At 64.5% G+C, this 11526-nt stretch carries 15 protein-coding genes and 1 tRNA gene; 12 read left to right on the forward strand and 4 right to left on the reverse strand.

The genetic code is table 11. The features are described from left to right. Window positions 1-363: 363 nt before the first annotated feature. From AC16JP_RS03640 to AC16JP_RS03650, 3 genes are all read right to left on the reverse strand, one after another. A complete protein-coding gene (locus AC16JP_RS03640; protein WP_484339241.1) occupies window positions 364-885 on the reverse strand; it encodes a PepSY domain-containing protein in 522 nt (173 codons plus the stop codon). A 110-nt stretch (window positions 886-995) separates the two neighbouring features. Further along, on the reverse strand, window positions 996-1418 hold the full coding sequence (locus AC16JP_RS03645) for a nuclear transport factor 2 family protein (protein ID WP_484339242.1): 423 nt from the start codon (window positions 1416-1418) through the stop codon (window positions 996-998). A gap of 158 nt (window positions 1419-1576) precedes the next feature. After that, window positions 1577-1653: transfer RNA gene (locus AC16JP_RS03650), tRNA-Pro, on the reverse strand. 143 nt (window positions 1654-1796) lie between these two features. Between AC16JP_RS03650 and AC16JP_RS03655 the strand changes: the two genes are divergently transcribed. The 12 genes from AC16JP_RS03655 (at window position 1797) to AC16JP_RS03710 (ending at window position 10465) form a co-directional block, all read left to right on the forward strand. Next, complete coding sequence (locus AC16JP_RS03655) at window positions 1797-2435, forward strand: DUF4136 domain-containing protein (RefSeq protein WP_484339243.1); 639 nt, start codon at window positions 1797-1799, stop codon at window positions 2433-2435. 106 nt (window positions 2436-2541) lie between these two features. Further along, entirely contained in the window at window positions 2542-3009 is a 468-nt protein-coding gene (locus tag AC16JP_RS03660; protein ID WP_484339244.1) for a universal stress protein, read from the forward strand. A 64-nt stretch (window positions 3010-3073) separates the two neighbouring features. Further along, on the forward strand, window positions 3074-3634 hold the full coding sequence (locus tag AC16JP_RS03665) for a NifU family protein (RefSeq protein ID WP_484339245.1): 561 nt from the start codon (window positions 3074-3076) through the stop codon (window positions 3632-3634). Then, window positions 3634-4224, forward strand: a complete 591-nt coding sequence (locus AC16JP_RS03670) for a malonic semialdehyde reductase (RefSeq protein WP_484339246.1) — start codon at window positions 3634-3636, stop codon at window positions 4222-4224. Before AC16JP_RS03665 ends, AC16JP_RS03670 begins: the two co-directional genes overlap by 1 nt. Next, entirely contained in the window at window positions 4209-4835 is a 627-nt protein-coding gene (tsaB, locus tag AC16JP_RS03675) for a tRNA (adenosine(37)-N6)-threonylcarbamoyltransferase complex dimerization subunit type 1 TsaB (protein WP_484339247.1), read from the forward strand. Before AC16JP_RS03670 ends, tsaB begins: the two co-directional genes overlap by 16 nt. Continuing rightward, window positions 4825-5304: a GNAT family N-acetyltransferase gene (locus AC16JP_RS03680; RefSeq protein ID WP_484339248.1), complete on the forward strand. Its 480-nt coding sequence runs from the start codon at window positions 4825-4827 to the stop codon at window positions 5302-5304. Before tsaB ends, AC16JP_RS03680 begins: the two co-directional genes overlap by 11 nt. A gap of 233 nt (window positions 5305-5537) precedes the next feature. Next, window positions 5538-5957, forward strand: coding sequence for a Ros/MucR family transcriptional regulator (locus AC16JP_RS03685; RefSeq protein ID WP_484339249.1), 420 nt, complete (start codon window positions 5538-5540; stop codon window positions 5955-5957). A gap of 210 nt (window positions 5958-6167) precedes the next feature. Then, entirely contained in the window at window positions 6168-6590 is a 423-nt protein-coding gene (locus AC16JP_RS03690; RefSeq protein ID WP_484339250.1) for a Fur family transcriptional regulator, read from the forward strand. Between the two features lie 93 nt (window positions 6591-6683). Beyond that, window positions 6684-8012 carry a tRNA (N6-isopentenyl adenosine(37)-C2)-methylthiotransferase MiaB gene (gene miaB, locus AC16JP_RS03695; protein ID WP_484339251.1) on the forward strand — a complete coding sequence of 443 codons (1329 nt, stop codon included), beginning with the start codon at window positions 6684-6686 and terminating at the stop codon, window positions 8010-8012. Continuing rightward, the gene (locus AC16JP_RS03700; RefSeq protein ID WP_484339252.1) at window positions 8006-9019 is read left to right on the forward strand and encodes a PhoH family protein; all 1014 of its coding nucleotides are present in this window, start codon (window positions 8006-8008) and stop codon (window positions 9017-9019) included. The genes miaB and AC16JP_RS03700 overlap by 7 nt, the downstream gene beginning before the upstream one ends. Beyond that, window positions 9012-9545 carry an rRNA maturation RNase YbeY gene (gene ybeY, locus AC16JP_RS03705; RefSeq protein WP_484339253.1) on the forward strand — a complete coding sequence of 178 codons (534 nt, stop codon included), beginning with the start codon at window positions 9012-9014 and terminating at the stop codon, window positions 9543-9545. The genes AC16JP_RS03700 and ybeY overlap by 8 nt, the downstream gene beginning before the upstream one ends. Then, on the forward strand, window positions 9542-10465 hold the full coding sequence (locus AC16JP_RS03710) for a hemolysin family protein (protein ID WP_484339254.1): 924 nt from the start codon (window positions 9542-9544) through the stop codon (window positions 10463-10465). The genes ybeY and AC16JP_RS03710 overlap by 4 nt, the downstream gene beginning before the upstream one ends. Window positions 10466-10472: 7 nt before the next feature. Here the strand turns inward: AC16JP_RS03710 and pspF are convergent, their stop codons facing one another. After that, on the reverse strand, window positions 10473-11504 hold the full coding sequence (gene pspF, locus AC16JP_RS03715) for a phage shock protein operon transcriptional activator (protein WP_484339255.1): 1032 nt from the start codon (window positions 11502-11504) through the stop codon (window positions 10473-10475). Window positions 11505-11526 lie beyond the last annotated feature (22 nt).

The following is an 11526-nucleotide window of genomic DNA, read 5'->3' on the forward strand; positions in this document are numbered from 1 at the left end:
CCGGCGGGCCGGAGAAAGCGCCTTCACCGGCCAGTTCCTGGGTGGAGGTGGAGACTTGGTGGCGTGTCCGCCCGGAACCGATCCACGGCTTTTCGCCTTTGAAACGGGCGGCAAGGAAGTGGCGCGCAAGGACGGCTGGATACTGTTCACGGTACCGCATCGCTGAACATGAAAACACGCGGATGGCGGTGCGATGCAGGCACCGTCATCTGTGTCTTGTCGAGATGTCCTTAGGCGCGAACGGATTGCCGACCAGGCTGTCGTGGTGCGTCGTTGGGCACGGCCTCAAGCTGTAATGCCGCAACAGATGTCGTGACCGGCACAACCGTTGGTGCGGCGATCACCCGTTCCTGAATATGTGGCTTACGGGCAAAGCGACCCTCTGCAACGCTCGACCTTGCCCGTCATCGGGTTGATGTAAAACTCTGCCCGACGAATGCCGCTGCGGACTTCCACGTTCCAGCGCCGGTCGTCGAATTCCAGGTCGATGATCTGGCCAATGCCGAGTGTCTCCACCTGCTTGGCGATAGCCGAGGCGGACAGAGCGCCGTCTGGCGGCAAGATGAGAACACCCTCGGTATCCGACGACCGCACTGTGCCAGTTGTAGCGTCGATCGCTTCTTCCATGCAGACGCGCGTGCGGCCGGGGCAGGACACGACATCCCACCGGCCACGACGATCCCAGTCTGCGGAATGAACTATCCTGGCGCCGCCTGCTTCAACCGTGGTCAGTATCTTTGACAGGGGCAGCGTACCGCTTCCAGGCACTTCCTGCGCTGCTGGTGCAGATGTGCTGCAGGCGGAAAGAGCAAGAGCAGCGGATATTGCAAAGAGTGAGACAGGTTGCATCTTGAACCTCTGGGCGCAGTAGTAGCGGGCCGACATGAGCCGGTAATCATTTCGGTTCCTCAGTCTGATCACGTCAATCGCTGGTCGTCAATCATGATGTCCTGCCCGGCAATAGCGTGTTTTGGAATCCCTTTTGTTACCGCAGCCTAGCCTGCGATTTTGGTGCTGCTCTGTGCGGTCATCATCCAGCGTCCGCTTGATCGCGTCCACAGCTGAAGCACCCGGAACCGCGCACCATCCAGATTCGGGCGCTTGCGAGAATTGATCAGTGTCACGATAGCCTGGTCATTCTGCACGCGGATTGTTACGTCGCTGTTGTTCCATTGCTCGAATCCGCCCTTGATGTCGGCGATTACGTCTGCCTTTCCGTACAGTTTCCCAGACTGCGAGATGAGCACCAGATCGGGCGCGAACAACGTCTCGGCATGTGTCGGGTCATGCGACAAAGCCGCTGACTGGATTACCGCAAGCGCGGCGGCGATCTGGCTGTTCGGTGCGGGTGTCGCGGCAATTGCGGGCGAAGCGGCAATCGAAATCGCAGCGATTGCGGTAAGCTGCATGATCCGCATAATTCGTTCTCCCCAGCGTTCCTGCTCAGTCAGAACCGGAATGCGAAGGCTGTAGCAAGCGCGACGTCGGATAGGAAGTTGGCAGCGCGCGCGTGACAGCATGCGATGCGCTTGTGGGGCCAATTCGCAAACTTCGAAGCCGTATTGATTGGCAATGATGGTCGGGGAGACAGGATTCGAACCTGCGACCCTCTGCTCCCAAAGCAGATGCGCTACCAGACTGCGCCACTCCCCGCCGGGGTCCGACGCGGGCCGCATAGACGGATGGCAGGGGCCGGGCAAGCCTTTGCCGATCGCTTTCGCAGGCAATGCGCGGACATGTGGCGTTCACCTGCCGGATGCGATTATACTGCCATGTATCGTGACAGAGGTGTGCATATGATCGGCGGGTCGGTTCAGCGTTTGATGCAGGTGGTTGCAGTGGCGTCTCTGGCGCTGCTTGCTGCGTGCGCCCAGCCGTTCGAGGCGAGGGTGCAAAGCTTTCAGGCGATGCCGCCGATGCAGGGCCAGACCTTCGTGGTGAAGCCGCTGGATGACAAGCTGACAGGCAGCCTTGAGTTTGCCGCCTATGCCGCCGAAGTGACTGCGGCGTTGCAGAAGCACGGCCTGCAACCCGCGCAGACACCCGAGGCCGCGAACATGGTGGTGAAGATCGAATTCGGGTCAGGCCCCGGCCGCGAGCGCATCGCCACGCGCCCGTCGATGAACCCCGGCTGGGGTTGGGGATGGCGCGGTCGCGGCTGGTACGGCGGCTGGCCGGGCTGGTATGGCCCGTGGGGTCCGTGGGGCCCGTGGGACGATCAGGAAGTCTACAGCTTCACCGTATATCCGGCACATCTGCATGTGATGATCCAGAGCCAGCCCGACGGCAAGCCGCTGTTCGAGGGGCATGTGGCGACGACGACGCGGGTGAACGATCTGCCGGCCGCGATGCCGAAGCTGGTGGAAGCGATGTTCACCGACTTCCCCGGCCCGCCGGCAAGCAGCAAGGTCGTGCGGGTGCCGGCCAGCCGCTGAGCAGGCCTGCTGCCGGCGGCCCGGTTCATTCCATTGATCGCGGCGGCGAAGCCGGGTAATCGCTGGAACTGGCGCGTCTGGCTTCGCGCATCGAACAGGGGCTGGGATGCAGCAGGCGGCGGAATCCTTTCTGGTGGTGGTTGATGACACGCCCGAATGCACCAAGGCGCTTCGCTATGCCGCGCTGCGGGCGCAGCATACCGGGGCGCATGTGGTGATCCTGCACGTTTTGAAGCCGACGCAGTTCCTGCAATGGGGCGGCGCCCAGCACGACATCGACGCCGAAGCCGAACGGCTGGGCCACGATCTGCTGGAAGCGCGCGCGGCCGATGTGCAGGCGCTGACAGGCGAACGCCCCGAAACGCGCCTGCGGCGCGGCCGCGCGACCGAAGTGGTGCTGGAAATGGTGACCGGCGACGACAACATCCGGGCACTGGTGCTGGCGGCCGCAGCGCGCGGTCGGCCGGGACCGCTGGTGGACTTTTTCGCCGGCGAGAAAGCCGGGAGCCTGCCCTGCATGGTGATGATCGTGCCGGGGGGCATTTCCGATGCCGGTCTTGACCGTCTGACTTAATTTAGACCGATCCGGTCTTGATTGTGCGTTGCAGTCGCGCCATCTGGCCGGACAGGAGTATGCCATGCTGATCGAGACCGAACGAACCCCGAACCCCGCCACGCTGAAGTTCCTGCCCGGACGCGCCGTCCTGCCTGGGGCAGGCGCCGACTTTGATTCGCCTGAAAGCGCCGAACGCTCGCCGCTGGCGCGGTCGCTGTTCGCACTGGGAGACGTGGAGCGCGTGTTCTTCGGCGCCGACTTCGTCAGCGTCACGCGGGCGCCGGGCGGCCGGGACTGGCCGCAACTGAAGCTTGATGTGCTGGGGCTGGTGATGGACCATTTCGCCAGCGGTGCGCCGTTGATGGCCGACGGCCGCGACGAGGCCGAGGCCGAGACCTTCGACGATCCGGAAGATGCCGACATCGTCGAGCAGATCCGCGACCTGCTGGATACGCGCGTGCGTCCGGCCGTTGCCAATGATGGCGGCGACATCGTCTATCGCGGCTTTCAGAAAGGCGTCGTTTTTCTGCACATGCGCGGAAGCTGCGCGGGTTGCCCGTCATCGCAGGCGACGCTGAAGGGCGGCATCGAAAACCTGCTTCGGCATTATGTGCCCGAAGTGATCGAGGTGCGGGCGATCTGATGGCCGAAGCACTGGACCGGCAGGCGCTGGATCAACTGTTCTGCAAGGCGCGGACCCATTATGACTGGGACGAGGCGCCGCTGGATGCAGCGCTGCTGCACCGGCTGCACGACTTGCTGAAGATGGGGCCGACATCGGCCAATTGTTCGCCTGCGCGATTCGTCTTCTGCGCCAGCCGCGAAGCGCGCGACCAGTTGGCGTCGGTGGCGTCGGAGGCGAATGCAGCGAAGATCCGGCAGGCGCCGGTGACGGTGATCATCGGCATGGATCTGGAATTTCCGGATCGGCTGCCGCAGCTTTTTCCCCATACCGACGCGCGAAGCTGGTATGCCGGCAAGCCCGACCTCGTCCGCGAGACGGCGATGCGCAACTCCAGTCTGCAAGGGGCGTGGCTGATCATGGCGGCGCGCGCACTGGGGCTGGATGCCGGCCCGATGTCGGGCTTTGACAGGGCGGCCGTCGATCGCCTGTTCTGGGCCGGAACCAGGGTTGAAACCAACTTCATCTGCTCGCTTGGCCGGGGCACGGGCCGCAAGCAGTTCGACCGCCTGCCACGGCTGTCGTTCGAGGAAGCATGCAGGATCGCCTGAGCGGACGCACGCTGGTCGTCGCGGCGGGGCACGATCTGTCGCTGGCGCTGCTAGAGGGCGATGCCCTGCTGGCGGCGATCGACCGGCCGATGGATCGCGGCCATGCCGAAGCGGTCGTGCCGTCGATCGCCGAACTGCTGGCTCCGTTCGGCGGGCCGCAGGCCGGGGTGCGCGATATCGTCGTCGAGACCGGCCCTGGAAGCTTTACGGGTTTGCGCGTTGGCCTGGCTGCGGCGACGGCGCTTGGCCTTGCGTGGAATGCGCGCCTGTCCGGTGTGCGCTCGACGCAACTTGTGGCGGCAAAGGCGCGTTCCCAACGGCATTTCGGCCCGCTGATGGTGGCGTTGCTGGCGCCGCGCGGGCAGGTCTGGGTAGAGGGTTTCGCCGCCGGCGGGATGGCAAGCCTTGGCGCGCCAGTCGCGCTGCCGCCGGCCGAGGCGGCGGCAAGGCTTGCGGGCGCCGAACTTGTTGCGGGCACTGCGTGCGGGGCGTGCGGCGTTCCAGGCCTCGATATCCGGCCGTCTGCGGCGGCTGTCGTGCATTGCCCTGTGGATGTGCTTGGCCCTGCCGAGCTTCTGTATGTGCGCGTGGCGGGCGCCGATGCCGCCTGACATCAGCGGCGTGCGCTGGCGGACGGCGGGCGCAGCCGATGCAGTGGCGGTTGCGATGCTGGCGGAAGCCTCGTTCGACCCCGAGTATCGCGAGGCATGGACCACGGGGCAGATCGCAGACCTGCTGATCGGCCAGAATGCATGGATGCAGATCGCAGAAGATAGCAATGGTGAGCCAGTTGCCTTTGCCATGTGCCGCAAGGCGCTGGATGAAGTGGAACTGCTGTTGTGCGCAACGAGACCCGACTGGCGGCAGCGGGGACTTGGCCTTGCCGTCATCCGGCAGGTGGCGGCGAAGTCGCGCGCGTTGGGTGGCGCGCGGCTGTTTCTCGAAGTCCGGGCCAGCAACTCTGCGGCACTGGCGCTGTATCGCAAGGCAGGTTTTGCCGAAGACGGGCGCAGGCCCGGTTATTATCGCACATTATCTGGTACGGTGATCGACGCGATCACCCTGTCGATGCAGTTATAATTGCGGCCTTCATAATTTTGGCACGGCGGTAAGATTTTACTTGAATATCACTTCCCGTAATGACAAAGGGCGCGCCGTCCGAGAATCAAAACGGATAAGGTTACACGACCGGACATGAGCGCTGCGTATGCGGGGTTCCGCCATTGTTAGGCTGTTGTTCAGCCAAGTTCATGATATAGCCGTGGCCAACGTTTGCAGGTATTCTCCTGCTGATCTTTGCCGGGAACATGAAAATGACCGACCACGTTGAACATAATGATCTTCTCGCGCTGACTGCGGATATTGTCTCCAGCCATGTCGCAAACAACAGCGTTGCAGTGAATGACCTGCCGCAGCTTATCCAGAATGTTTACGCAACGCTTTCCGGGCTTTCGGTGCCAGCGCCGGCGCCCGAAGTGAAGCAGGAGCCTGCGGTTTCCATTCGCCAGTCGATCAAGCCTGACTATATCGTCTGCCTTGAAGACGGGAAAAAGCTGAAGATGCTGAAGCGTCACCTGATGACTGCTTATGGCATGACCCCTGACGACTATCGCGCCAAGTGGGGCCTGCCGGCGGATTATCCGATGGTCGCGCCGAACTATGCCGAATCGCGCCGCCAGCTTGCCAAGTCGATCGGCCTTGGCAAGACCGCGACGCGCGGCCGCAAGAAGTAAGCAACCCGTGCGGGCGGGGCATTGCCCCTGCCGCCGGATCGCAAAAACGCCAAGGGGGGTGCCGTGTGCATCCCCCTTCGTGCTTTCTGGAATACAGACCAAGGCAGTCTGATATTGACTTGCCCGGCCGTGCTTCAGCATCTATCGAACGGGCTGGCGCAATGCCAAAGATGATTGGCGCCATGTAATGCGCCGGAACTGGGATGGTGCATGACTGGATCGATCGATATTGAAGCGCTCTGCCAGGCAAAAGGGCTTCGTATCACCGAGCAACGCCGGGTGATCGCGCGTGTCCTGTCGGAAAGCCGGGACCATCCGGATGTCGAGGAACTGCATCGCCGCGCCGCCGAGGTGGACAGCGGCATCTCGATCGCGACCGTTTACCGGACGGTGCGCCTGTTCGAGGAAGCAGGCATTCTGGAACGGCATGATTTCCGCGACGGCCGATCCCGTTACGAGCCGACGCCGGACGAACACCACGATCACCTGATCGACATCGACTCCGGCGACGTGATCGAGTTCCATGACGAGGAGCTGGAGCGGTTGCAGACGCTGATCGCCGAAAAGCTTGGCTATCGGCTGGTCGATCACCGCCTCGAACTTTACGGTGTGTCACTGAAGAAGCACGGCTGAGCCGGGCTGGCGCGAGGGGCGGGGGAAACTGCTCGCGCAGGGGGGCGGTCACATGCTATCGCCTGTCTTCGACAAGCACTGACGAGGTGAGATTTGACGCGTAGCTTCGCAATCAAGTCCTTTGGTTGCCAGATGAATGTGTATGATTCGGAGCGCATGGGCGAGGCCCTCGAAGCGGATGGCCTTGTCGAGTCGACCGAGGAAGACGCCGACGTCATCGTCCTCAATACATGCCATATCCGGGAACGTGCGGCCGAAAAGGTCTACCACGAGGTAGGGCGCATCGCCGCGCGTGCGCGCGACGGCGGCCGTGCTAAGCCGGTCGTTGCCGTTGCGGGCTGTGTCGCGCAGGCGGAAGGCGCCGAGATCATGAAGCGGTCGTCGGCGGTTGATCTGGTGGTCGGGCCGCAGGCCTATCACCGGCTGCCCAAACTGCTGCATGCTCAGGCGGCCGGTGAGCGCAACATCGTCGATCTGGATATGCCGGCGGTTCCGAAGTTCGACCAACTGCCCCAGCGCGGCCACCGGGGACCCTCCGCCTTCCTGACCGTGCAGGAAGGGTGCGACAAGTTCTGCGCCTTTTGCGTGGTGCCCTATACGCGCGGCGGCGAAGCGGCGCGGCCGCTGCCGGCCATTCTGGCCGAAGCGCAGCGGCTGGTTTCGGGTGGCGCGATCGAGGTTACGCTGCTTGGGCAGAATGTGAACGCGTGGACCGATGGCGAAAACGGGTTCGGTGAACTGCTGGCGGCGGTTGCGGCGATCGAGGGGCTGGAGCGTCTGCGCTTCACGACGAGCCACCCGCGCGACGTGACCCCGGCGATGATCCGCGCCTATGCCGAGCTTCCGCAACTGATGCCCTATCTGCACCTGCCGGTGCAGTCGGGTTCGGATCGTGTGCTGCAGGCGATGAACCGCCGGCATGATCGCACATTCTATCTGGATCTGGTGCGGCAGTTCCGCGCCGTCCGCCCTGATCTTGCGCTGACGTCGGATTTCATCGTCGGTTTCCCCGGAGAGACGGAGGAGGATTTTGCCGACACGCTCGGGCTGGTCGAGGAAGTCGGCTATGCGCAGGCGTTCAGCTTCAAATATTCCCCCCGTTTGGGGACACCCGCCGCCGAACGCGACGATCAGGTGCCCGAAGACGTGAAGGCCGAACGGTTGCAGCGGTTGCAGGAACTGATCTGGTCCTGCTCGCTGGCGTTCAACCGCCGGATGGTGGGGCAGAATTGCGCCGTGCTGATCGAACGGCCGGGCCGCCGTGACGGGCAGTGGATCGGCAAGTCGCCGTGGCTGCAATCGGTCGTGGTGGATGCGCCCGGCCTGACGCGCGGCAACATGATCGACGTGGAACTGGTCTCAGCCGGGCCGAACAGCCTTGAGGGGCGCATGGTGAATGGGGGAACCGGAAACGCATGGTGAAGCGGCACGCGGATGCGGGGCACAAGGGCGGGGCCGAACCCGTCACCACCGGACGGGCGCGGCTGGAACTGGAGTTCGACCGGCCCGCGCTGCTGGGCAGCCTGTTCGGCCAGTATGACCAGAATCTGATCGCCATCGAGAACCGGCTGGGCGTCTATATCGCGGCGCGCGGCAACAAGGTTGCCGTCGAGGGTGAGCCGCTGGGGATCGCGCGGGCGCGCGACGTGCTGAACGAGCTGTACGCGCGGCTGGAACGCGGAATGGCGGTGGACAGCGGCGATGTGGATGCCGCGCTGGCGATGGCGGGGGAAACCACTGCCGAAGGCGTGAAGGTGGAAGCGGGCGGCCAGCCGGCGATGATCCGCACCCGCCGCAAGACGATCATCGCCCGCAACGCGGCGCAGGCGGATTATATCCAGGCGCTTGCAAGGAACGACATGATCTTCGCCCTGGGGCCGGCGGGCACGGGCAAGACCTATCTTGCCGTCGCGCAGGCCGTGAGCCAGTTGATTTCCGGTTCCGTCGATCGGCTGATCCTGTCGCGCCCGGCCGTCGAGGCGGGGGAAAGGCTGGGCTTCCTTCCCGGCGACATGAAGGAAAAGGTCGATCCCTATCTGCGCCCGCTTTATGATGCGCTGTATGACATGCTGCCTTCCGAACAGGTAGAACGCCGCATTGCCTCCGGAGAGATCGAGATTGCACCGCTTGCGTTCATGCGCGGGCGGACGCTGGCGCATGCGTTCGTCATTCTGGATGAAGCGCAGAACACGACGCCCTTGCAGATGAAGATGTTCCTTACCCGCTTCGGCGAGGGAAGCCGCATGGTGATCTGCGGCGACCCCAACCAGGTCGACCTGCCCGACCCCGGCAAGAGCGGGCTGGCGGACGCGGTGTCGCGGTTGTCGGGGATCGCCGGCCTTGCCGTGCAGCGCTTCAGCGCCCGTGATGTCGTCCGGCACCCGATCGTCGGCCGCATCGTCGAGGCCTATGAGGGTCCGGATGCTTGATGTCGATTGCGACATAGTCGCCGGAGACTGGGACCAGCAGGCTGACTGGGAGGGACTGGCAATGCGCGCAGTGGCGGCGGCGCTGGAAGGCGGCGGCCATGCGTCGGTCGTCGGTGCAGCCGATATGCTGGTCGAGGTGTCGGTCAGGCTATCCGACGACGAGGAAGTGCGCCGCCTGAACGCCGACTATCGCGGCAAGGACAAGCCGACCAACATTCTTTCCTTCCCGATGCTGGAAGCGGGCGACGTGGCGGAAACGCTTGCCGCCTCGGGCATGGACCTGCTGCTCGGCGACATGGCGCTTGCCTACGAGACGACGGCGCGGGAAGCGGCCGAAAAGGGCATCCCGCTGGCCGGCCATGTGACGCACCTGCTGGTGCATGGCACACTGCATCTGCTTGGCCACGACCATCAGGACGACGCCGAGGCCGATGCGATGGAAGCGCTTGAAGTGCAGATTCTGGCGGGGCTTGGCATTGCCGACCCCTATGCCGCACATGCGGCCGAGGTGAACGACGGATCATGAGCGACCCTTCCCCTAGACCCGCGGACGGCACATTCCTGTGGCGTGCCGTCCGCGAACTGCTCCACCTGAAGGGGCCGAACACCCTCAGGGAAACGATCGAGGAAGCGATCGAAGAGCACGCCCTTGAAGGGGCAGAGCCGGGGGATCTAGACCTCGACGAGCGGGTGATGCTTCGCAACATGCTCGACCTGACCGCGCAGAAGGCGGGCGATGTGGCGGTGCAGCGTTCGGATATTGTTGCGGTTGGCGACGATTGCGCGTTTCCCGCCCTCGTGGCGCTGTTCCGCGAGGCCGGGCACAGTCGTCTGCCGGTGTTTCATGGGTCGCTTGATGAAGTGACGGGCATGCTGCACGTGAAGGACGTCTATGCCGTGATCGCCGATCGCTTCGGCGTGGAGGCAGAGCCGTCGGCGCCACTGCCGACGATCGCCGAACTCGTCCGCCCGGTGCTGTTTGTTCCGCCGTCGATGCCGCTCGTCGATCTGCTGACCGAGATGCGCCGCACACGCACCCACATGGCGGTCGTCGTCGATGAATTCGGCGGCACGGACGGGCTGGTTACGATCGAGGACATCGTCGAGGAAATCGTCGGCGAGATCGAGGACGAGCACGACGAGGACGAGCAGGTGCTGATCGTGCGCCGCAAGGATGATCTTGTCGAAGCCGACGCCCGCGTCGAGCTGGAGGATCTGGAACGCGAACTGGGCGTCGGCTTCATCGACGAGGAACTGGGCGACGAAGTCGATACGCTCGGCGGTCTGTGCGTGCTGATGGCGGGCCGTGTGCCCGACGTTGGTGAACGCTTCGTCCACCGCAACGGCTGGACGATCGAGGTGGCCGCTACCGAAGGCCAGCGCGTGGTGCGGTTGCTGCTGCACCCCCCGGTCGGCGCGGAGGCGACCAGCGACGACCAGACCTGAGGCGCTGTCAGGCCTGCAAGAGGTTGTGCCGCTTCATTGCGTGGCGCAACTGGTCGTAGCTTAGCCCAAGTTTCTGCGCCGCCTTGCGCTGGTTGTGGCGGCACGACGCCAGCGCCTGCACCAGCAGGCGGCGTTCGTAGGCGGCGACGGCCTGCCGGAAATTTTCGCACGGCGGTTCGTCGGCGGGTTGCGGGGGCGCATCGGTCTCGGCTTCCGTCGTCGGCTGGGTGTCGGCCCGGCCGGAGAAGGCGCCGGTTGGCCGCCAGGGGCTGGCGAACGGGTCGAGGTCGAGGGCGCCGATTGCGCGCCCTTCTTCGCCCCAGCGATAGACCGCGCGTTCGACGGCGTTTTTCAGTTCCCGGACGTTTCCGGGCCAGTCGTGGGTTTCCAGATCTTCAAGGACGCGCGGCGAAAAGCCGGGGAAGCTTTGCCACCCCAGTTCCGAGGCCATGCGGCGGCCGAAGTGGTCGGACAGCGCGCGGATGTCGTCGCGGCGGGCGCGCAGCGGCGGCAGGGTGATCACTTCGAACGAAAGGCGGTCGAGGAGGTCGGCGCGGAACCGCCCGGTTTCGGCAAGGCGCGGCAGATCCTCGTTGGTTGCAGCGACCACCCGGACATCGACGCGGATGGTGCGCGTACTGCCAAGCCGCGCCAGTTCGCCATATTCGACGACGCGCAGCAGGCGTTCCTGCCCGGCGGCCGTCAGCATGCCGATTTCGTCGAGGAACAGCGTACCGCCGTCGGCGTCTTCGAAGCGCCCGGCGCGTGACTTTACGGCCCCGGTGAACGCGCCTGCCTCGTAGCCGAACAGCTCGGCATCGAGCAGCGATTCGGGGAGGGCGGCGCAGTTCAGGCCGATCAGCGGTTCTTCCCACCGTGGCGACAGGCGATGCACGCGTTCTGCGATCATTTCCTTGCCGGTGCCGCGTTCGCCGACGACGAGCACCGGCCGGCTGAGCGGAGCGGCGGCGCTGGCGCGTTCGACCGCGTCGAGAAAGGGGCCGGACTGGCCGATCATCTGGGTGGGTTTGTCGGGCATGTGCGCAGATTAGGCCAAACTG

The organism is Sandaracinobacteroides sp. (genome assembly GCF_057137845.1).